The organism is Paenibacillus taichungensis (assembly GCF_047302525.1).
Classification (GTDB): Bacteria; Bacillota; Bacilli; order Paenibacillales; family Paenibacillaceae; genus Paenibacillus; species Paenibacillus taichungensis_B.
Window position 1 is genome coordinate 124,736 of sequence record NZ_CP168020.1, and the last position, 20,803, is coordinate 145,538.

Consider the following 20,803-nt stretch of genomic DNA (forward strand, 5'->3'; position numbering starts at 1 on the left):
TGTCCTGATAGGTTGTCGCATGACAGACGTCCGGCTTCGCCAGTCGCTTTGAAGATCTATCGATGTTCTTTGCGATAGCGAAGCGGCGTGGTCCCGGTCACCTGTTTAAACGTTTTATTAAAATGGGCTGTATGCTCAAATCCTACCTTCTCCGCAATCATTTGCACCCGTTCCTGAGTGGACAGTAAACGTCTCTGTGCCTCCCGAACCCGGGTAACACGCAAATATTCGCTGAAGCGAAATCCGGTAAAACGGCTGAACATCCGGCTCAAATAAGATGGACTGATATAAAATCGCGCTGCGGCCTCTTCCAACGTAAGGGGATCGGTATAATGATTGTTCACATAAGTGACGATCTCACTGATCTTATCCTGCATGGGATGATGCGGGACCGGAGAGGATTGCCGAGTATCTTCTTCAACCCGGTGGATCTGAATCAGGATCTGGGCAAGCAGGCTTCTCACCACGATGTCATAATGAGGTCGGCGCTCCCTGCATTCTTGCAGCATCTGCCATAGCATTCGTTCGATCTCGGGTTGTTCCGCATCAGGGAAGTGCAGCAGCCTTGAACGATCGAAGGGAAGCAGACCACATATTCCGAGCTCCATCCCGGTGGCAAAGGAAGGCGAGAATCCGATCAGAATTCGTTCAAAGCCGGGAATGCTTCCTTTGGAAGTCGTATGTACATCATGGGGATTGATCAGGATCAAATCACCTTTGCGGGCGGTAAGAAGCTGACCATTCATGGAATAGACGCGTTCTCCTTCAAGCAGATAATACAGTTCGTAAAAAGGGTGCGCGTGAGGCTGTGGCATGGCGTTCCCGTCGTGTCTGCTCATGTGTTCAATGGTGAATGAACTCTCGCCAATTCGATATTTGGGTCCAATCCGATCCTCTATAACACTCATAACACGTCTCCCCTCTGCGCCAGCTGATTTACGGTTAATATCCATATCATAACGGAAAATCCAGTTTGTTGTAAACGCTATCATTTGGATGTGGGTCCGACCAGACGAAATGAATAGAATGCGGATGGAATGATTTTCGGGAAGCTTATATATGTTGTAAAGGTGACAAAAGTCTATTCATGTTTTACAGTAGGGGGAGTGAGGCTAACCTCTGGATAGGGGTGTCTCCAATTCGATTTGGAAGGAAGGAAACAGAATATGACGACACATGAATTATCGCCACTCGTTGCTGCATTGGATATGCAGCCACACGTTGAAGGCGGTTGGTATAAGGAAGAATGGAAGGCATCGTATCAAATTCCACAATCCGTACTGCCGGATACATACTCAGGCCCTCGATTCTCGGCAAGTTCGACGTACTTCCTGCTGCACTCCCATGAAGTCTCGGAATGGCATACCGTTTTGTCCGATGAGCTCTGGTTGTGGCATAGCGGCAGTCCAGTTGAATTGAAATTGGGCGGCAACGGGGAAAACCCCGAAAATGAAGAAGTACTCGTGTTGGGTATGGATATTGCTGCGGGGCAATCGCCGCAGGTACTCGTTCCAGCCGGAGTATGGCAAACGGCACGTCCACTGGGTGATGAGCCTGTACTGGTAACGTGTGTTGTAGCGCCAGGTTTCCATTTTGATGATTTCAAACTGGTGTCCAAAGGCTAATATAACCATAAATGAACAAGCAAAATCCCGATCCAGGTGCGTATGCATCCGGATCGGGATTTTTTTAATGTTTTCTAGCTTGATTGTATGTTGAGTTTAAAAGTTAAAGTTGTCCGGATCGGAACCAAAGCGCTTATTCTCGTTCAATTGACTAATGCGCTCGATTTCTTCCGTGGTCAACTCAAAATCAAACAGGTCCGCATTATCGCGTATGCGCTGTGGTGTAACGGATTTAGGTATGGTCACAATGCCATTTTGCAGATCCCAACGCAGAATGACCTGTGCAGGTGACTTGCTGTATTTGGCAGCGATGTCCTTAAGAAGCGGATGCTCCAGCAGATGTCCCTGACCCAGTGGAGACCAGGCTTCAATCTGGATCTGATGTTTGCTGCAATACTCCCGAAGCTCCGTTTGGATCAACAGGGGGTGCAGTTCCACCTGATTCACAGCAGGTTTAATGGTGGCATCGGTCATCAAGTCCTCCAGATGGTGGATTTGGAAGTTACTCACCCCAATGGCGCGAATACGTCCTTCCTTATGCAGCTTCTCCAGCGCTCTCCATGTATCCTTGTACTTGCCTTTAACAGGCCAGTGGATTAGATAGAGATCCAGATATTCCAGTTCGAGTCGTTCCATACTTGCTTCAAAAGCCGCCAGTGTGGATTCGTAACCTTGGTCCCCGTTCCACACTTTGGTGGTAATGAACAGATCCTCACGAGCGATTCCGGATTCACGAATACCCTGAGCTACACCGGTTTCGTTGTTATACGCTTTCGCTGTATCGATACTGCGATAACCTGCCTGAATGGCCGTTTTGACGGCATCAACCACTTCTTCTCCATCTTTAACTTTGAATACACCAAAACCCAACCAAGGCATTTTGACTCCGTTATAAAGTGTCGTTGTGTCCTGCACGTGTTTCATGGTCCGAAATTCCTCCTCTGATTCATTCATTATTCCATGATGTAATTACCCTGCTGACCGCCGGCCAATCGTAAATGGATGGCCGTCTGTATTGATTATACTAAAACCTTTTTGGTAATGGAAAAGAATACGACCATTTCGATAGGAAAAACCCCTCTTTTATCCTTTTTCGCCAGCCAGAGGTTTGGTTTTGACGCGTACGGGTGATAAGATGAAGTATACGAAATATGGAAACAGAAGCTTTCCTATGGAAGGAATCACATGAAGAACAGAGGAGCACGGGAAAGTTGGGTGTCATTGAACCCGTGTGATTAACGATAAAGGAGTAAGAATACAATGGCTAAACCTAAACAAACCAAAAAAGCAGCAGCCTGGTCTCTCGTGGTTATGGGAGCGGGATTTGCCGCATCGTTGCCGTTTCAGGGCGGTGTTGTAGGCAAACTGCTGGTAGGGTCATTTGAAGCGGGGTTGGTAGGTGGACTTGCGGACTGGTTCGCCGTAACAGCGTTGTTCCGTCATCCACTGGGTATTCCGATTCCCCATACGGCATTGCTGCCTAAAAATCGGGACAAATTGACTGAAGGCCTTGTTTCCGCGGTGGAAAATAACTTGCTGAACAAGGATAGCATCACCGAGAAAATTGCGGATTTCAAGGCGGCAGAAATCGTTCTGGATACCATGACACGGGAACTTCACAACGATGGAGTCAAGACCATGATTGATACGCTCTGCAAACGGATCCTTGCAGGCCTGCCGTTGGAGCAGATTGCTCCATTGGTTGCGGGCGAGATCAAATCACAGGCAGGAGCCTTCGACCTGGGTCCGATTCTGGAACGGGCTTCGATCCAGATGAGTGAGCGTGGATATGATGCCAAAGCGCTGGACTATGGTCTGAAGCAGGCAGAGGAATGGCTGGTGAAGCCGGAGACGATCATGTTTTTGGGTGAAAGCGGCTTAAAGGCGATCAGTGGCATCCAGATGAACGGGTTAATGCAATTTGCGATGAATGCGTTCATGGGTTATCTGAACGAGGAGCGTCTGGGCAGCATTTTGCAAGGGTATCTGTTTGACCGGGTGGAGGACATGAAGCGGGAGGGCAGCGCTCTTCGTTACAAAGTGCTCGATCTGTTGCGAACCCAGGCTATCCGCCTGGCAAGGAGTGAAAGTGTGCAGGATGGAGTCAACGGCTGGAAAAACAACATGCTGGATGGATGGAACGCAGAGGAAACCGTGCTGAACAAACTCATTGAATTGAGGGATAAGGCGCTCACTGCAATGGAAGATGGTCAGTATGTGGAGACGTTTGCTTTGCCTGCGATTGAGCGGGTATTGTCTGATTTGCGGTCAGACGATGCTTTATTGGCAGGATTGAATGCGAAGATTGTGGAAGGCGTAACGACGCTGCTGGAGAAAAACCATTCCAAAATCGGCAACCTCGTGCGCGAAAATGTCGACAAAATGGACAATGCCTCACTGATCTCCTTGATTGAGGATAAGGTAGGACAGGATCTACAGTGGATTCGTATTAACGGGGCCGTTACCGGATTTATAATCGGGATTGCACTGACCGCCCTGCGGATGGTACTGGAGTAACGTGTAAAGAGAGCCACCCCCTTTGGGTGGCTCTTTGTGTTGTGCCAATTATCGATAGATAGAGGACTATAGTTACCTATGTTCCTTCTATTTGGAGGTTAACTTTTTCGCATGCCCAGGCAAATCGTCTGCTGTAACCTCTTCCCAGTGTGTTACACCACGCAGCGTGGATACATATAGTTTTAAGTAGGCGCCATTTTTAAGTAGCTTACTGGTAGAGAAGCTCAGTGTTTTGGATTTCCCCTCGTCTGTATAGCTGACTAGTTCATAAGCGTATCGGCCGTTATCATCTTTGTTGACCTTAGATTGATTCACAATGGTATAGTAGGTTGTTTTGCCAGCAGGGTTATCGGGAGTCAGTTTAGCCGGGTCCATGAAGAAGAGCCACAGGCAAGTCAGAATAACGATTACCAATGCGAGAATGGTGAGTGCTTTTTTCATATCTTGTACTCCTTTGATCTCTGTAAATTTAGGACGATGCGATGTCTTTGTATTTCAGACGGCGGATGGACCAGGTAGCAAACAGAAGGATAAAGAGACAGTTCATCAACAGAAAGACGATATTTTCCGAGGAGGTCAGTCCTTTTTGGCTCAGTACGCCCATACCTATGGTTAACAGGGAATAGGGGAATAACATGCCAATTTTTAGTACATACATGCCAAGTCCCAGAAAAACCGCACAAAGGCTGATGCCAATTGGCGTCGCGAAGCTCCGTATTCGTATCGATAACCCGAGTTGAAGTGCAGCAATGGAGATCGAGGCGAACCATCCTCGCAGGCTCCACACTAGGGTTTCCATAGGGAATGAACCCGGAATGGTAAACAGTTGTCCTGCTGCCCAGTACATGAGCATAAAGAAGGCTTGGGCTGAGAAAATCAATATGCCGACAATAACCAATTTAGCCATAAACAGGCTAGTGACTGACAACGGAGAAGCCAGAATCATGTTCCAGTTGCGATTGCTGTGTTCCAGGCGGCATACAAAGGCACAACAGATGGCGATCAGGATGGGCAGAAAGAATTCTCCATAAAATAAACTGACCTGTGTCCACAAGCTGTACCACCCGTTTTGCAAGGCAGCTTGATTGAAATAGAAGTTAAAGCATCCGATGAGCAGGCTGATGATAGGCAGAATTGCTAGCACCAGGCTGATCCGGGAATGCCGAAGTTTAAGCCATTCGGCGGAAATACTCCTCAGCATGTGGTTCCCTCCTCAAATCTCTTGTCTTGAAGCATGAATATTCCCTGCAAAATAGAAGATGGCAGCCATCAACAAGGCGGCTATGAAAAGACCGACGGGCAACATACCCGATACATAGGTACCTGAAGATGCGCTGTAAATGTAAGTGACCGGATTCAGATCCATGTAGTAGGACCAAATGAAAAGGTGACGAATACCTGCAGGGAACAATCCTGAAGTTGTCCCGATAAATCCGCCTAACATGCCCAGACATAGTGCAAAAGCCTGATTGCGGACCGTAAGAGATAACCATTGCTGGAGAGCTGTTATTGCAAGCGTAGTTAACAGTGTCCCTGCTGCGAACTGCACAAGCAGGGACAGTGGCAGTGGTCCGGGAATATTTTTAGACAGACCAAAACCTACAATGAAGACAGCCTGCGCAATGATACCGTACAGGATCAGGCTGTTCGCACATATGTATTTGGCTGTGTAGACGTGATTGCGTCCGGTGTTGGTCGTCATTAGCATCTTCCACGTGTTTCCCTTATGCTCCATGTCACAGATGCGGGATACAACGATAGCCGATATAATCGGCAGAAACAGGCCGTTCATGGAAGCAATGCTGAAGATCAATGCTTCCCAGCTAGCATTGGCTGCACTCCGGGAGATGGAGATGCTCATGGACATGGAGGCCCAGATCATCTCTGCGGCAAGAAACAGAGTTAGCATGACCCAGATCTTTTTGCGGCGGATTTTGAAATACTCCAAGGATAGAGCTTTCATTACAGGCTCCGCTCCTTTCCGGTCAGGTCGAGGAAAATATCCTCCAGACTTTTTTTGTGTTCCTCAATACGGATAACGGGGATATCGTGTTCTACCAGCACTTTGTTCATCCGCGACACTTCCTCGTCGCGAAGATAGTCGAACACCAGCTGTTTTCCTTGGACTTTGGGCATATAGCCTTGAGTCAAAAGGATTTTCTCTGCCCTTGCCGTGTCTGTGGTCTGAAAACGGATGGTAGCCTTGTTGTTGGCCTGAAGACTTTGCATTGTTCCCTGAAACAGCAACTTGCCATCACTGATAATACCTACAGATGTGGCAATCTGTTCGATTTCTGATAACAGATGGCTGGAGAGCAGGACTGTTATGCCATATTGACCTGGAAGTGACTTGATCAATTCTCGGATCTCACCTATACCAGCCGGATCAAGTCCATTTGTAGGTTCATCCAGGATCAGCAAGCTGGGGAACGCGAGCAGGGCCATGGCAATACCGAGTCGTTGCTTCATGCCCAGAGAATACTGATCAGTCTGCTTGTGTTTTTGATTTTCAAGTCGAACAATTTTGAGAGCTTCGTCAATATTTTTGTTCGGCACATTCCTCAGTCGCTGCATGACTTTCATATTCTCGAGTCCAGTCAAGTGGCCGTAATAGGACGGGGATTCAATTAATGACCCAGTCTGGTTCAGGATGGACGGACGATGTTTATTCAGATCTTTGCCGAACACCTTTACAGTGCCTTCGGAGGGTTTGATCAAACCCAACAGCATTTTTAACGTAGTTGTTTTGCCTGCTCCGTTAGGGCCCAGGAACCCAAATATTTGCCCTGTTTCAACAGCTAGATTAATCTGGTGTACGCGGTTAGTACCGCCATAAGATTTGGACAGGTTATGAGTTTCCACGATGGGGAACGTGTTCATTATTGATCTCAACTCCATTTCACTAGTGTCTCTCTCTTGCTCTAAATATAGATCAGGCTTCTTGCTCGTGGCTGAAGATAACCTTACATTTACCTTAAATGAAAATGGAAAATATCGGGTTAATACCTTTATCATGTATAATAAAAAGGGTGATGTAAATGGAATTAATGAAAAATAAGAAAATACTGATCGTTGATGATGAACCCGAAATACGGGAAATGATTGAGCGTTTTTTACGTAAAGAAGGTTTTTTTCGGGTATATACAGCTGATAACTTCGTGAATGCTCTGGCGGTATGCAGACTAGAAAAGCCGGATGCTGCCATCCTGGATGTGATGCTTCCGGATGGAGATGGTTTCTCTCTGCTCTCTTCAATTCGATCATTCTCAGATATGCCCGTTCTGTTCCTGTCTGCACGTGGTGAAGATGAGGATCGACTGCTCGGTTTGGGGCTGGGAGCAGATGATTACATGGTCAAACCCTTTCTTCCAAGGGAGTTGATTCTTCGGCTGATGGCAATTCTGAAAAGGGTATATGCCTCTAACACGGTAGAGAGATTGCCTGTATTTCGTTTGGGTGGACAAATTGTTGATTTGGAGAGCGCTGTTGTGCAGGGGACAGGTAGGGAGTTTCCACTGACAGCTAAGGAGCACGCCATACTGATCAAGTTGTATGAGAATCAGGGCCGAATTGTAACCAGTGATGCATTGTGTCAAGCCGTATGGGGAGACGAGAGTTATGGTTACGAAAATACATTGATGGTGCATGTGAGGCGGATCAGGGAGAAGATCGAGGATGACCCGTCAAAACCGATATTTTTGCTAACCGTTCGGGGGCTTGGTTATAAACTGATGGTTCCGGAGTCTCGGTAATGGATGGCGTTGTTCGAATTCTAAGAAGATTTGTCGGGTCAACCATTCTTGTATCCGTGGTGTTGTTGCTTTTCAATCTGATTCTACTAGGTTCACTAATCTTCAAGGAAATTCATGAGGGTCCTTCCCCTGGTGCGGTTGTGAAGCAGGTTGCCAGTGTCCTGAGTAAGGGCGAGCAGGGAGACTATGCGTTAAAAAGCGATGGGATGCAACTGCTGGATACATATCAGGCATGGGCGATGCTGCTGGACCCGGAGGGAAAGGTACAGTGGAGCGAACGGCTTCCTGCCGAAATACCACGTTCCTATAATGTGACGGATGTTGCTAAGTTCTCTCGATATTATCTTATGGAATACCCAGTGTATGTGTGGGAACGTGAAGACGGACTCTTAGTGGTAGGCTACCCCAAAAACACGTATGGAAAATACCAGTTCGACTTTCTGGCAGAGTGGCTCAAGTCTTTGCCTGTTCGGATTGTACTATTATTGGTGTGTAATGTGGCTCTTGCTCTCTTGGTATCCGTGTTAATTGGAACGCGGGTGATACGTAGTATACGGCCATTGATCCATGGCATTCATGCACTTGCAAAGGAAGAACCCGTTCATGTCGAGACCAAGGGTATATTTAATGATCTGTCTCAAAGTATCAATTCAACATCCCGTATGCTTCAGGACAAGAATGACGCTCTTAAAGCAAGGGACGAAGCCCGATCCAACTGGATTGCAGGCATTTCTCATGATATACGGACGCCATTGTCAATGATTCTAGGTTACGCGAGTGAGTTGGAGGAACAGCCAGATTTGCCAGGCGAGCAGAAGCAGCAGGCATCCATTATTCGTCGTCAAGGTGAACGTCTGCGGTCACTGGTCAGTGATCTGAATTTGGTATCCATGTTGGAGTATGAGATGCAGCCTCTACAGTTGAAGTCGATTCGACTCTCCGTTCTGGCAAGACAGATCGTGTCAGATTTTTTGAACAATGACCTGGATGAACGTTATCCAATCTCGCTCCATGTTCAGGACGAGAGTCTGCATGTTATGGGGGATGAGCGATTACTGTATCGTGCGGTAACGAATCTGGTACAAAACAGTATTAGGCATAATCCGAATGGGTGTGAAATTGTGCTGGAAACAATACGCGCAGCGGAGGATTTATTTTGTGAATTTGTGGTGTCCGATGATGGAAAAGGGATTCCTAAAGAATACCTGAACGATGTGGTGGTTCTCCCCTATACAGCTGGGCGTATACGGCCCTCCCGCCAGGGACATGGTCTGGGACTTCCCATGGTAGCTAGGATTGCGCTGGCTCACCGGGGAAGACTAATTCTGGAGAGCGAAAGTGGAGAAGGGCTTAGAGCTGTATTGAAATTGCCTACTACTTAGAAAATACCTGTCTTTGGACAGGTATTTAAAATCATATGCGGATAACAACCAAACAACGATATTCTATCATAAGCATAGAGGGATTTATTTTTTTGTAAAAATGATGGGGAAATCTAAAAAAGAGATTTACAAAAAATAGTAAAGTATGCTAGAGTAAGGACAAGAAATAATTACATAATTTAAATATTATGTAATTAAATGTATTTAAATTCAACCCTGGTGTTTAGCTTTTTTTTAAGCTATACATATAAAAAAATTGAATGGGAGGTTTTATCAATGAAACAATTCAATTTCGAGGCATTGGGAGCAATCGAGGACATCAGTGATGACGAGCTTATGGTCATTACAGGGGCGGTTTCGGTAGTTGATGCTCAAGCTAGCGGCGGTGTATTCTGTACGGTAAGTCATGAATGTCATTATAATTCGGTTTCACCTTCTTCCTGGCTGACTTGTTGTTAAATTTTACTCTCATCTTCAAGCACATAGCTGATTTCAGTTATGTGCTTGAATTTTTTATATGAGGTTTTGAGCACCAAACCATCAAATAGAAGGGGAGATAAAACGATGAGCATACAGGAGCAGTTAAATAACTCCCGCTGGAGTGATGCACTCTATTTAACGGAGAAATATAAGCAGTTTGTGCAGCAATATACACCCTCAGTTCCCGACGATATCGGGGAGGCTGTTACTGATATAAAAGAAGAAAATATAGTCGCTAGTGATCAGAGTGTAGACAAGTCTGTAGAGGAAACTTCTGATTCTGGAAGGATGCAGTTATGGCTCGACAAGTTTTTTCAGGATCAGGAGCATTTGTCAGATCGCTTCAGAGCTGAATCCATGAATGTTGATACGGTACAGGTTTTGTTTAACGATACGGGTTTTAGATACGAGTTTGCACAGACGCTCTGGCATCAGGAGCTCCGGAAAACATTCCTTGAGAATGAGCATCTGGAGATTGAATATTTTATTGAGGGTGATACGGGAGAAATTCCGTTTTTTGAGTTTTCCAGACCCTTTCTGCAACGATCGATTCAGATCATGACAGAAGGTTTGATTGGTGGATATGACTGGCTGGACAAACGGCGTGTTACAGGGCTTGTTCTGAAGACAGTTTCGGATAAAGTATTCCACATGTCTGCCAAAACACTAATCTATGAATTAAATAAAGCGAGACTGCAAGGGGAGTTGAGAGGTGAGGATTCCCGGCAGCGATATCAGCACTTTGTAAGCCAGAAAATAAAGTCCAGAGAACAGATTTTAGCCTTTTTGTTGGAATATCCTGTTCTTGCTCGTGGTATTGTTGAGCACACTCTGCGTATCAGCCTGAATATGATGCGTGTTCTAGAGCGCTTAACGCGAGATCGGCATGAACTGGAGTCCTTTTTTGAATTCAAGCTGGATAAGCTGGAGGATATCGTATTTCTCGGGGATTCCCATAATGGTGGAGCCAGTGTATTACGGCTGAAGTTTTCGGAAGAGGTCAATGTCATGTATAAGCCAAGGGACATGGCCATTGATACCGCTTTTGCCGGACTGTTGCAATGGTTTAACGATCAGAAAATCGGATTGCCATTCCGTATTGCCAAATCGCTGGATCGATCCCAATATGGCTGGCAGCAGTTCATTCCGTATGAGGAAGTCAGCAATCTGGAGGGAGTGGAACGTTTTTTTGAGCGGCAGGGTCAGTATCTGGCTATTCTGTATGCAGTTAACGCAACAGACATGCACATGGAGAACATTGTTGCCCAGGGTGAGCATCCATTCTTCGTTGATCTGGAATCGCTGCTGCACAATCAACCTTTCAAGTACACGGAAGAGAAGGATCATTATACGGCGCTGGAGAAGACCCTTTCCATATTAAATGACTCCGTGTTAAAAACAAGCATGCTGCCCACGTTGGACTCCAACGCTTTGTATCACAGTGATCTGAGCGGGCTCGCAGGAGATGTGGATCAGATACTCAATACCTATGAGATTCACGATAAAAACACAGATACTATGAGAATAAAAAGAAGCAAGGTAAGTGTGAGCCGGTTCAGTCACCTGCCTTCTTATGAACATACACCAATTAAACCTGAGCGATATATCGAAAGTTTAAAGGAAGGTTTCTATCGCATATACAGTGCCATCATGGAGCAAAAGGAGTTATTTATCTCGATAGTTCGCAATCATTTCCATGGCTGTGCTGTACGGACTATTGCTCGCCCGACCATTACGTATTTTACGCTGATCGAAGCTAGCTCCCATCCGAAATATCTCAGAAACGGGCTGGATAAAAGTCTGTTGTTCGACATGATGTGGATAATTGTCCGGCAGGATCGTAATCGTGAAAAACTGGTGAAATATGAATGCCATGATCTATTGCACGGAGATGTGCCTATGTTCCAGACCTTGATCGGTGAGGAAATTCTGTTTCACCACCACGACAACAAAGCGATTGATGGCGTTTTTTCCTCTGATATTTTAACGCAAACCGCGGATAAAGTGCGGGCAATGAATCAGCAAGACATGGATATGCAGTGGGAGTTTACTGAACGTACTCTGCAGACCAAGTATGTGCTTGAACGCTCATTCGCGATGGAGAAGAGTACCGCAAGCGTGCGGCCGGAAAAATTGAATGAACATCGAATACCCATGACTAAAGAAGAATATCTGCATGAAGCCGTAAGGATAGGGGAGTACATAAAAGATATTGCTATTATGGGAGATGAAGGCCACTCGGTGTCATGGATCAGTATGGGTATGGATGCAGATGAGAAGTTAATCTACAAATCTTCCGAGTTGGGGTTGTACAACGGGGTAACAGGCATTGCTTATTTCTACCTTTATCTAAGTCAAGAGACGGGTGACCATAAATATGTGCAGATGGTTGATCTATGTATCCAGACAGCCTGGGAAATGATTCGCAAAAAGATAGACAAGAACATCTCATTGTTCACTGGCTACGGATCACTTCTCTATCTGCTGGTGCATAAAGCCAAAGTGTGTTTGGAACCGGGTATCCATCCTGATACGCTGGAATTGCTCGATATACTGGACGAGATGATTGATAATGATCAGCAATTGGATGTGATCTCAGGTTGTGCAGGCACTTTGATGGCATGTGTAGACATGTTTACAAGCTTTCAGTCGCAAAAAGCGCTGGACGTAGCTGTGCGATGCGGAGACCGCTTGCTGAAACTTGCACAGCCGATGGATCAGGGTATTGCTTGGGTGACATCAGCCATTAATAAAACACCACTTAGCGGCATTGCGCATGGGAACGCCGGCATCTGTCTGAGTCTGGCTCGTCTGTACAGTGCTACAGGCAATAAAGCCTATCTTGAAACCTGTATGGAAGGACTGAAGTATGAGGACGGCCTCTACAGTCCTGAAGTAAACAATTGGAAAGATCTGCGGTTTACAGACGGCAATATGCCAGAAGATCATTATGTCATGTATTGGTGTAATGGTGCACCGGGTCTTGGAATCGCCCGCATAGGGATAGCGCAGCATTTGAGCTCATTGGGAGCTATGGTTACGGTAGAGACAGACATCCGCAGAGCGGTAGCTAAGACAATGGAAGACGGTTTTACTGAAGTTAGCTATTCACTCTGCCATGGGGATATGGGCAATCTGGAGCTGATGCTGCTGGCAGCCGATTATTTGCAGGACGAAGCATTGGAGGAATACTCGTATCAGATGGCAGACTATATTGTGCAACAGGTGAGAAATGATAACCATCATTGGAGATGCGGGATTCCTGGTCGTCAGCAAATTCCAGGATTGATGCTTGGACTTGCTGGAATTGGCTATCAATTGCTGCGATTGTATAACCGTAAACTGCCTTCAGTACTGATGATGGAAGGGCCTGAACGCAAGGAAATGTGGGAGATAGTGCAGACATACGTTATGGAAACAGCATCTGCCCAGCAGCAGATAAACAACGCGGAACAGCCATCCCACTTGGGGCAGCATTATGCCTGAACGGCCTGTATTCCGTCTGCGCGGGAAGAGACAACGCAAAGTCCCTGTCAAACTACAAATGAATCAATATGATTGTGGTCCTAGTTGCTTGCATATGTTACTCGCATATCACGGCTACGAAGCGGATTTCACCGATCTGAAAGAACGTTTTGCGATGTTGGGGAACGGTCGGGATGGCAGTTCTATGCTTAAAATGAAAGAGGTCGCCCAGACCTATCACTTAAAAGGGATAGCCAAAAAAGCTCCTGTTGAATCGCTCAACAATAATTTCCTGCCGGTCATTTGTTTCTGGGAGGAAAGGCACTTTGTCGTGCTTGAGCGAATCAAGGCGAATGGCCACTTCATCATTGTTGATCCGGCTCTGGGAAGGCTGGTAATCAGTAAGTATGAGTTTACGGAGAAATATTCAGGGATTTTTTTGCTCGTATATCCGGATGAGGGTTTTGTAACCTTGTCCGAAAAAAAGATTAGTAAAGTGGCGTATTTCAAGGATTTGATTCGAAGTAACAAAAAATATTTTGTATGGACCGTTCTGCTAGCTCTGGGGCTGCAAATGGTTTCTGTGGCCTTCCCGTTCCTGATGCAAGTTTCAATCGATGCGGCCACAAGCGGTGAAGGATACTCGTTATTTCCTATCCTGATCACAAGTATTGTGCTGCTAACTGTATTCCAGATTGGCTTCAGTTATCTGAAGGATATGTGCATCGTACGGCTTCAGGAATTACTGGATTCTCAGCTGACGACAAGCTTTGTCTCACATATGCTCAGGTTGCCTTATCAATATTTCGAAATTCGCTCCCGTGGAGATCTGATGCTTCGGATTAATAGTAACACGACCATCCGGGAAATTTTGTCACAGAAGATGATCTCTACGCTGATTAATCTATTTTTAATTGTTGTGACATTCACGTATATTGTGATCCAGTCCCGTTTGATTGCTTTCACACTTCTTAGTATAGGACTGGTACAAATTCTTATTTTTGTATACACCCGCAGCAGATTCAAGAAGCTGACACAGACCCAAATTGTCGCCCAGAGTCTGGCTGGATCATTCATGACGGAGGTATTGGAAGGCATCTCGACCATCAAATCACTTGGGATTGAAGAGCGTACCGGGGAGAAATGGAGAGCGCTATTCAAGCGTCAGCTCGCAACAGTCAAGGAAAAAGCGATTTTTCAGACGAGAGTGAATACCGTGACAAACACGCTGAACTTTATGACACCGATGCTCATTCTGTTGGTGGGAATATATCAGATTATGCAGGGGAATATGACCCTCGGCATGCTCGTTTCCTTCCAGTCTCTGGCCGCATTGTTTCTGGGGCCACTGAACTCGCTTGCCTTGATGCTGAACGAGTTCGTGATGGCGGATGCACTGCTTGATCGAATCTATGATGTCATTCAAGCTGAAGAAAGTAATAAATTCAAGAAGAAATCAACACCGGCCCTTAAAGCTGTGAAGCTAAATGGGGACATCACGATCGATCAGGTCAACTTCAGGTATACAGACTATGGTGAAGATGTGCTGAAAAACATCAATATTTCGATTAAAGCAGGGCAAAGGGTAGCTCTCGTTGGCAAATCAGGTTCAGGAAAGAGTACCTTAGCGAAATTGCTGGTAGGGCTGTATACTCCCACACAAGGAAATATCTATTTCGATGGATTGAATGCAGAAGAACTGGAACAACAGGAAATTCGCAGTCAGATCAGTATCGTGCTTCAGGATAACTTTGTCTTTAACAACACGGTGTATGACAACATCAGGCTGCATGCAGAAGAGTCGACGACGGAGGATGTAATGATCGCAGCGAAGCTGGCGGATATTCACGCTGATATTGAGAAGATGCCGATGAAGTATAACACACTGATCTCCGAGGCGGGTTCGAATCTGTCTGGAGGGCAGAAGCAGCGGGTAGCTCTCGCGCGAGCATTGGTGAGCAGACCTAAGATTCTTCTGTTGGATGAGGCAACCAGTGCTCTGGATACCGTTACAGAAGCAACCATTGCCCATAATCTGGACATGTTGAAATGTACCCAGATTATCATTGCCCACAGGCTAAGTACCATACGAAGCGCGGACACCATATATGTACTTGATCAGGGCGAACTCGTTGATGCAGGAACACACGATGAATTGATTGGACGGTGTGAACGGTACAATAGTCTCGTATGTGAGCAGTTGGCTGAAACCGGGGTCAGACAGTATGGATGAAGTTTGCGATTATGATGTTAACGGAAGAAAAAAGGCTTTCTTTTCTGCACAGGATGTGTTGAAGAGAAAGCTTTTTGTTATATATAGAAAAACTGAGTAGCGAACTGATGCATAATCCAGAAAATTGGGTAATGTACACCCGAATGCCCTATTGGAATCATTTAGGAACAAAGTTACATAAAAACGATGCCAACAGCCGATGTGATCATGTTGATTTTGTACTATGATGCAGTTAACAGAAGAAAAGAGTGGATACACGAATATATTTTAATGATTAATGAAAAAGAAAAGGTGATTGATATGAGGTTGAAGCGACAATGCGCACGTATATTATTTTTGACCATACTATCCACTTTCATTTTGGGAGGGTGTCAGAACATGAAGGAAAGTGAAAAACAGGCCTATTTTAAAGAAGCGGAAACGGAAGCCGTAAAATATCTGAAAAATAAATATGAACTGGATGTGGTCATCACGAATAAAGAGTTATTACCTGAGATGGCGCTTGATTCAATTGCTATGGAAGGACATGTGGTTGAACATGAAGCACAAGAATTTACGATCTCGTATGACTATGAGGATAAAAAAATCAAAAACTTTGGCATGAGTCCAGCAATTAAGGAAGCAATTATAGCTAAGGGGTATGATCCGTTTAACAAATAAATCATAAATTCAGGATAGATTTTCTTGGAGGTGTAACGGTTGTGAGTAAATCACCACAAATTGATGATGAAACATACAACAAGATGTCTGAATTAGCATATGAGAATCTGAAATCAGGTATAGAGTTTGAGAATCTTCCCGGATGGCAAGTTCTTGAGGACACTCATGGAAACAAAAAATCCGGTTTTGATGCGGTGACCTTCTACAATCCTGAGACCAAACAGGCGGTTATCGCTTATCGGGGCACGGAGGGGAGCGCATCGTTGGATCGCAGCGCACCGGATTATTATGCGGACGCTCAAATCGGTTTGCCTGAGCTTGGCAGAAAGATCGAACAAAGTACCGACCTTACGCCGGATTGGTTGGCTAATGGAATCCAGAAGGTAAGAGATGTGACCGGGGTCACTAAAGTCGAGAATGCTGTGGGAGAACTGGATAAAAAGCTGGATAAGACATTCGGACTGGGCCCCAACCAGATGTATGAAGCGGAAGACTACGCCAAAGATATGCAGAAAAAATACAAGGATTTGGATTTTTCGCTGACAGGGCATTCGCTTGGAGGAGGAAATGCCCAGTATGCGGCCGCATACACGGGACTTTCCGCGGTGACGTTCAGCGCGCCATCCGTGATCTCCAGTCTCACGCCAGAGGCGAAACGAAAGGCCGAAGAGGGTGGGTTTGATAGCCAGATCATTAACTACGGACATCCCGGAGATTTTGTAACCAGCGGATTTTTTGGTGGATATGATCGTCATGTAGGTTCCATGTATTACATCAATTCCAACTACAAGGATATGAATGATGACATGGGCATGATGGATAAAATCAGTAACACCTTTGGTGGGGAAGAGTATCATGGTCTGAAACAGTACAAGTTCGAGAACGGCTATATTTCCAACGATCTATACGATCCGGTTACAGGCGAGCAAATCAGTTATTCACCACGTCAGCCGTCCAATGTCCTGTCTGATCTCGCAGCATTCATGCGGAACCTGGGTGGGCAAGCAGGCAATCTTGCAAGAGGTATGGCCGCAGCAGCAGGAGCATCTGGCCTGATTCAGGTAACGCCCGAAGAACTCAAAAGTGTCGCTGCCCGGTGGAAGCAAAATGCACAACAGTGTAATGCAGAGTTGAATACGGTACGGAGCCGAATGGCGCATTACCTGCATTCCAGCCGTAGTCGCAGACTTGAGCCTATCGTCACTCATCTGGATGCGTCTATTAACGAATTGAGCACATGGCATATGAAGCATACGAGTCAATTCTTAAACTTTATCGAAGAGAAGGCGGAAGCATTCCGTCAAGCGGATGAGAGTCAGGTCAGTTTTAAATAGAATTTTGCGTGAAGGGCCTGGCGATTGGAACTTACATAAGGGAGGGAACACGAGTGAGCGGACAATTGCTGGTAGAGCTAAATGATCTTCGGATTGCTGAAAAAGAATTGACCCAGCTGCTTGCCCGTCTCCAGGCAGATGAGCAGGAGGCAAGAAGCTTATACAACCGTCTCGACGACTGGAAGGGACAATCGGCCGATTATACAAGGCAGCAGATCGAAGCGTTTTTCGCGGGTCTGTCTGGACGGATACAGTCGATTGAACAACAGAAGAAGAGCTTGCTGCAATATATTGAAATCATGATCCAGACGGATCAGGGACGGTAGGAAAGAGTCGTAAGGGATGCTGCTCTTAACCAGTGAATGTAAGCATGATTTTGAAATTAAAGTTAGCGTAAGCATAGAGATAACAAAAAAAGGAGCCTCGGCACATCGGGATAGATCCCGTTCGCCAAAGGCTCCTTTCTTTTTTTGTCTACATACAAGACTGGATCTTAACTCTTAACGTTTTTTGCGGCGTGTTGCCAGAGCAATACCCAGGAAAGAGAGGATCAATGCCAGAATGGATACGATCAGTGTTGCCTGTTGCAGCTTCAATGTGCCTGGGTCTGAATCCGTGTTGTTTGGCTCACCAGTAACGGTGTCGTTCAACGCGTCACCCAATGTGGTATCGTCGTTTGCCTTCGTATCATCACCCGTTGCTGCTTCATCATCATGACCCGCATTCCCGGCGGTGCCTGCACTATCATGACCTCCGCCTGCAGCAGCATTACCTGTAGCAGCAGGATCTTGGCTGATGGCCGTAATACTGTGCGGGTTGCTGTCACTTGGTCCGCCTGTCCATTCCACAATGCTGCCATCGCTATAATACTGGAACGCATCCCAGGCTACTTCCGTTTCGGCATCCGGATTCTGTGCTACAAAGTTGAACTGTTGGAATTGACCAGCCAGAATTCCTTCGTTATCTCCATCCACTTCCCAAGTGATTGACGTTACTTCATTGGAGTCATTTTTTTCGGTAGTGATTTTCCAGCCTGCCAGTGGTTGGTATTGCTTGAATGCAACGCCTTGCGGTACTTTCAGCGTGACTTTGGTGGTTGGCAGCTCTTTTTCGGATGGAATCTTGATGCTATATGTCTGCCATGCCCCCGTTTGTGCCACGGTTGGGTTAACGGTAACATGTGCACTGGCGAATCCGGCGAACAGCATCAGCGCAGCAGCTCCAGCAGTGAGGCTGGATGTCAGTTTGGAAGTCCATGATGTTTTCTTCAAAATAATTTACCCCTCTCAATTCTTATCATTTATGTTTCGGCCCATTTTCTAAAATAAGTGCCTGCTGTGCTGCAAAGTCACCGTTCCGGTTACGAATCGTTCTTTCAATCGCTGTTATTCCCAGATTTTTTTGATTCACTTTATAAGTGAAAATCCGGGAATAAAGGCGAACGTTGCACTTCTCCAGAATCGATTTCGTCCCCTTCACTACAATTGCAGCTTGTTGAGACACTGATTTTAGATTGAGTCGCGTTTTCAAATTTGAATCAGTTATACCTACGGATTAGCGGTGTCGATCTCAAATTCGGTATCCAGCGAATCCAGGGAACGGGTTAGCAGATGCACCTTGATGTTCCAGCGTCCTGGCATGGAGATATATTCTTCTGCCTCGTATACGCCAGTATCATTTTTCGGAATCGTAATCTCGTAAATGCCCATATCCATATCCAGGTGGGTCAGTGACAATGTGATCTGTTCCAGATCGTTGACTGTACTGCCGTCTGGTTTCTTCACGTCGACCTTAAACTGGTTCTCTCCGGTACGATTGGGACTTACCTGAAGCGTAATCGTAGTCCCGTCATCCGTAGTCTGCACTTCTTTATAAGGTCCTGCGACTGCCGGTTGTCCGGGAGACAGGTGTGTCAGCACGGCGGCCAGTGCAAGCACAACGGCTCCAGCAATCAGTTCGGCCTTCAGACTGCTAGCAAGTCGGTTGCCGCTGCTTGCACGTGCCATTCTGGCATGACGCCAGGCCAATGCGAGCATCATAACAAGCAAGACAACTTTAGCGATAAGCACGAGACCATACGCCGTTGTGAACAGGGACGTAAGTATAGGTGCAGGCAAAATGATCAGGCTGCTGTATATCCCCGTAGCGACGAGAGCAGCAACAGCACCAATACCCCAAGCTGTAAATCGTCGGATCGCCGTCCAGTAGACCTCTCCTCGCACAGTGGAAGGCAGTTTATCCGCGAGCGGAGGCAGACACGCAGCCATCGCGGTTAGAGCGCCGATCCAGAAAGCGGCTCCGATCAGATGAACAAAGTCCATCGCGATGGCGAGCGCGCGTTGTTCCGCCGCAGCCGGATGTCCTGTCATCGCATGGGTGAACAACCAGCCAAGAACGAGGACCAGTGATCCATATGATGACCAGATACGGATACGCAGCGAGCGATCCCGGTCATATCCAGAGAGTATGGTAACCGCCAGCAGCATCACAATGAGTATCTGTACCATCCAGATCTGGCCAAATGACGTCAATTTGAGTGCACTGCCCATCAGTGCCCAGCTGAACTCTCCGATGGAAACGCCTGATTCATACAATGTGTTCAAGGGCAGGCTGATCAGAGCGGCAACAGAAGCGGCGCCGTAACTGATCCATAACAACCTATAGCTTCTTGGCACTTCCAGTGGTTCTCTCGCCATGGAAGCAGGCGCAATTCGGAACAGTAGGAAAGCAAGTGTGCCCAGAATCACAGACAACCCCAGATATTGAATCCAGTCGGTCAGCGACAAAATCCATTTTAACGGTCCGCCAACCTGGCCTGAACCTGAGGTTAAATCCGCGAGACCGGCAGGAGCGCCAGATGGTTCCCCGATATGAAACACATAGGCTCCCTGAATGGGGTGACCATCAGCAGATACAGCCTTCCAATTCACGGCGTAGGTTCCATTTCCAAGTCCGGTCCGCAGTCCGGTCTCCAGAATATGAGGACGGTCCTCATCGACATGCACATTGCCGTCATCTGCTTGTGTTCCGTCAGGTCCGGTGATTTTAATATCAAAAAAGGCCGTCTGTAAAGACTCGTTGAACTCGAGAGTCAGGCGTTCAGGTGCAGTCGCAACCAGTTCATTTTCACCTGGTGAGGCCTGCACGATATAAGCATGGGCCGATGCCCATTGTGGCATAACAAGGCAAAATAATAACATCAGGGCACCCATCAATGCCCAGTGCCGTTTGCCCAATTTCATGGTGAACCTACTCAAAATCAAAAAATCATCACCCTTAGGTCTAGAATTGTAAGTCATTCTTTGTTATCCAAGCACAATCTATACCATTATAACTTTGTCCAAAATAACACCGT

At 46.4% G+C, this 20,803-nt stretch carries 18 protein-coding genes; 10 read left to right on the forward strand and 8 right to left on the reverse strand.

What is annotated here, in order from left to right; genetic code table 11:
• Positions 1 to 56: 56 nt before the first annotated feature.
• Positions 57 to 908: an AraC family transcriptional regulator gene (locus ACDJ58_RS00750; protein ID WP_413374684.1), complete on the reverse strand. Its 852-nt coding sequence runs from the start codon at positions 906 to 908 to the stop codon at positions 57 to 59.
• Between the two features lie 258 nt (positions 909 to 1,166).
• On the opposite strand from ACDJ58_RS00750, the gene ACDJ58_RS00755 reads away from it, so the two are divergent.
• Positions 1,167 to 1,625, forward strand: a complete 459-nt coding sequence (locus ACDJ58_RS00755) for a cupin domain-containing protein (protein WP_413374686.1) — start codon at positions 1,167 to 1,169, stop codon at positions 1,623 to 1,625.
• Between the two features lie 96 nt (positions 1,626 to 1,721).
• On the opposite strand, the gene ACDJ58_RS00760 is transcribed toward ACDJ58_RS00755, so the two are convergent.
• Positions 1,722 to 2,549 carry an aldo/keto reductase gene (locus tag ACDJ58_RS00760; protein WP_413374688.1) on the reverse strand — a complete coding sequence of 276 codons (828 nt, stop codon included), beginning with the start codon at positions 2,547 to 2,549 and terminating at the stop codon, positions 1,722 to 1,724.
• Between the two features lie 336 nt (positions 2,550 to 2,885).
• Between ACDJ58_RS00760 and ACDJ58_RS00765 the strand changes: the two genes are divergently transcribed.
• A complete protein-coding gene (locus ACDJ58_RS00765; RefSeq protein ID WP_413374690.1) occupies positions 2,886 to 4,142 on the forward strand; it encodes a DUF445 domain-containing protein in 1,257 nt (418 codons plus the stop codon).
• 87 nt (positions 4,143 to 4,229) lie between these two features.
• Here ACDJ58_RS00765 and ACDJ58_RS00770 read toward each other — a convergent pair whose 3' ends face one another.
• From ACDJ58_RS00770 to ACDJ58_RS00785, 4 genes are read right to left on the reverse strand one after another with little or no spacing between them, the layout of a single operon-like run.
• The gene (locus ACDJ58_RS00770; protein WP_413374692.1) at positions 4,230 to 4,583 is read right to left on the reverse strand and encodes a YxeA family protein; all 354 of its coding nucleotides are present in this window, start codon (positions 4,581 to 4,583) and stop codon (positions 4,230 to 4,232) included.
• Between the two features lie 28 nt (positions 4,584 to 4,611).
• Positions 4,612 to 5,343, reverse strand: a complete 732-nt coding sequence (locus tag ACDJ58_RS00775) for an ABC transporter permease (RefSeq protein ID WP_413374694.1) — start codon at positions 5,341 to 5,343, stop codon at positions 4,612 to 4,614.
• A gap of 12 nt (positions 5,344 to 5,355) precedes the next feature.
• The gene (locus tag ACDJ58_RS00780; protein ID WP_413374696.1) at positions 5,356 to 6,105 is read right to left on the reverse strand and encodes an ABC transporter permease; all 750 of its coding nucleotides are present in this window, start codon (positions 6,103 to 6,105) and stop codon (positions 5,356 to 5,358) included.
• Positions 6,105 to 7,022 carry an ABC transporter ATP-binding protein gene (locus ACDJ58_RS00785; RefSeq protein WP_413374698.1) on the reverse strand — a complete coding sequence of 306 codons (918 nt, stop codon included), beginning with the start codon at positions 7,020 to 7,022 and terminating at the stop codon, positions 6,105 to 6,107. The genes ACDJ58_RS00780 and ACDJ58_RS00785 overlap by 1 nt, the downstream gene beginning before the upstream one ends.
• 158 nt (positions 7,023 to 7,180) lie before the next feature.
• Here ACDJ58_RS00785 and ACDJ58_RS00790 point away from each other — a divergent pair, with 158 nt between their 5' ends.
• The 8 genes from ACDJ58_RS00790 (at position 7,181) to ACDJ58_RS00825 (ending at position 17,774) form a co-directional block, all read left to right on the forward strand.
• Complete coding sequence (locus tag ACDJ58_RS00790; protein ID WP_413374700.1) at positions 7,181 to 7,894, forward strand: response regulator transcription factor; 714 nt, start codon at positions 7,181 to 7,183, stop codon at positions 7,892 to 7,894.
• A complete protein-coding gene (locus tag ACDJ58_RS00795; RefSeq protein ID WP_413374702.1) occupies positions 7,894 to 9,276 on the forward strand; it encodes a sensor histidine kinase in 1,383 nt (460 codons plus the stop codon). Before ACDJ58_RS00790 ends, ACDJ58_RS00795 begins: the two co-directional genes overlap by 1 nt.
• 276 nt (positions 9,277 to 9,552) lie before the next feature.
• Positions 9,553 to 9,735: a type A2 lanthipeptide gene (locus tag ACDJ58_RS00800; protein WP_413374704.1), complete on the forward strand. Its 183-nt coding sequence runs from the start codon at positions 9,553 to 9,555 to the stop codon at positions 9,733 to 9,735.
• 105 nt (positions 9,736 to 9,840) lie between these two features.
• Entirely contained in the window at positions 9,841 to 13,242 is a 3,402-nt protein-coding gene (locus tag ACDJ58_RS00805) for a type 2 lanthipeptide synthetase LanM family protein (RefSeq protein WP_413374706.1), read from the forward strand.
• On the forward strand, positions 13,235 to 15,454 hold the full coding sequence (locus ACDJ58_RS00810) for a peptidase domain-containing ABC transporter (protein ID WP_413374708.1): 2,220 nt from the start codon (positions 13,235 to 13,237) through the stop codon (positions 15,452 to 15,454). Before ACDJ58_RS00805 ends, ACDJ58_RS00810 begins: the two co-directional genes overlap by 8 nt.
• Positions 15,455 to 15,832: 378 nt before the next feature.
• Positions 15,833 to 16,114 carry a hypothetical protein gene (locus ACDJ58_RS00815; protein ID WP_413374710.1) on the forward strand — a complete coding sequence of 94 codons (282 nt, stop codon included), beginning with the start codon at positions 15,833 to 15,835 and terminating at the stop codon, positions 16,112 to 16,114.
• Positions 16,115 to 16,197: 83 nt separating this feature from the next.
• Positions 16,198 to 17,448, forward strand: a complete 1,251-nt coding sequence (locus ACDJ58_RS00820; protein WP_413379410.1) for a lipase family protein — start codon at positions 16,198 to 16,200, stop codon at positions 17,446 to 17,448.
• 53 nt (positions 17,449 to 17,501) lie between these two features.
• On the forward strand, positions 17,502 to 17,774 hold the full coding sequence (locus tag ACDJ58_RS00825; protein WP_053780102.1) for a hypothetical protein: 273 nt from the start codon (positions 17,502 to 17,504) through the stop codon (positions 17,772 to 17,774).
• 174 nt (positions 17,775 to 17,948) lie between these two features.
• Here the strand turns inward: ACDJ58_RS00825 and ACDJ58_RS00830 are convergent, their stop codons facing one another.
• Both ACDJ58_RS00830 and ACDJ58_RS00835 read right to left on the reverse strand, forming a co-directional pair.
• Positions 17,949 to 18,719, reverse strand: coding sequence for a YcnI family protein (locus tag ACDJ58_RS00830; protein ID WP_413374712.1), 771 nt, complete (start codon positions 18,717 to 18,719; stop codon positions 17,949 to 17,951).
• 276 nt (positions 18,720 to 18,995) lie between these two features.
• Positions 18,996 to 20,690, reverse strand: coding sequence for a copper resistance CopC/CopD family protein (locus ACDJ58_RS00835; RefSeq protein ID WP_413374714.1), 1,695 nt, complete (start codon positions 20,688 to 20,690; stop codon positions 18,996 to 18,998).
• Positions 20,691 to 20,803 lie beyond the last annotated feature (113 nt).

Excerpts from the sequence above, each read along its gene's own strand:
- ACDJ58_RS00750 (WP_413374684.1), bottom strand. The coding sequence starts at position 908 with ATGAGTGTTATAGAGGATCGGATTGGACCCAAATATCGAATTGGCGAG.
- ACDJ58_RS00755 (WP_413374686.1), top strand. The coding sequence starts at position 1,167 with ATGACGACACATGAATTATCGCCACTCGTTGCTGCATTGGATATGCAG.
- ACDJ58_RS00760 (WP_413374688.1), bottom strand. The coding sequence starts at position 2,549 with ATGAAACACGTGCAGGACACAACGACACTTTATAACGGAGTCAAAATG.
- ACDJ58_RS00765 (WP_413374690.1), top strand. The coding sequence starts at position 2,886 with ATGGCTAAACCTAAACAAACCAAAAAAGCAGCAGCCTGGTCTCTCGTG.
- ACDJ58_RS00770 (WP_413374692.1), bottom strand. The coding sequence starts at position 4,583 with ATGAAAAAAGCACTCACCATTCTCGCATTGGTAATCGTTATTCTGACT.
- ACDJ58_RS00775 (WP_413374694.1), bottom strand. The coding sequence starts at position 5,343 with ATGCTGAGGAGTATTTCCGCCGAATGGCTTAAACTTCGGCATTCCCGG.
- ACDJ58_RS00780 (WP_413374696.1), bottom strand. The coding sequence starts at position 6,105 with ATGAAAGCTCTATCCTTGGAGTATTTCAAAATCCGCCGCAAAAAGATC.
- ACDJ58_RS00785 (WP_413374698.1), bottom strand. The coding sequence starts at position 7,022 with ATGAACACGTTCCCCATCGTGGAAACTCATAACCTGTCCAAATCTTAT.
- ACDJ58_RS00790 (WP_413374700.1), top strand. The coding sequence starts at position 7,181 with ATGGAATTAATGAAAAATAAGAAAATACTGATCGTTGATGATGAACCC.
- ACDJ58_RS00795 (WP_413374702.1), top strand. The coding sequence starts at position 7,894 with ATGGATGGCGTTGTTCGAATTCTAAGAAGATTTGTCGGGTCAACCATT.
- ACDJ58_RS00800 (WP_413374704.1), top strand. The coding sequence starts at position 9,553 with ATGAAACAATTCAATTTCGAGGCATTGGGAGCAATCGAGGACATCAGT.
- ACDJ58_RS00805 (WP_413374706.1), top strand. The coding sequence starts at position 9,841 with ATGAGCATACAGGAGCAGTTAAATAACTCCCGCTGGAGTGATGCACTC.
- ACDJ58_RS00810 (WP_413374708.1), top strand. The coding sequence starts at position 13,235 with ATGCCTGAACGGCCTGTATTCCGTCTGCGCGGGAAGAGACAACGCAAA.
- ACDJ58_RS00815 (WP_413374710.1), top strand. The coding sequence starts at position 15,833 with ATGAAGGAAAGTGAAAAACAGGCCTATTTTAAAGAAGCGGAAACGGAA.
- ACDJ58_RS00820 (WP_413379410.1), top strand. The coding sequence starts at position 16,198 with ATGTCTGAATTAGCATATGAGAATCTGAAATCAGGTATAGAGTTTGAG.
- ACDJ58_RS00835 (WP_413374714.1), bottom strand. The coding sequence starts at position 20,690 with ATGAAATTGGGCAAACGGCACTGGGCATTGATGGGTGCCCTGATGTTA.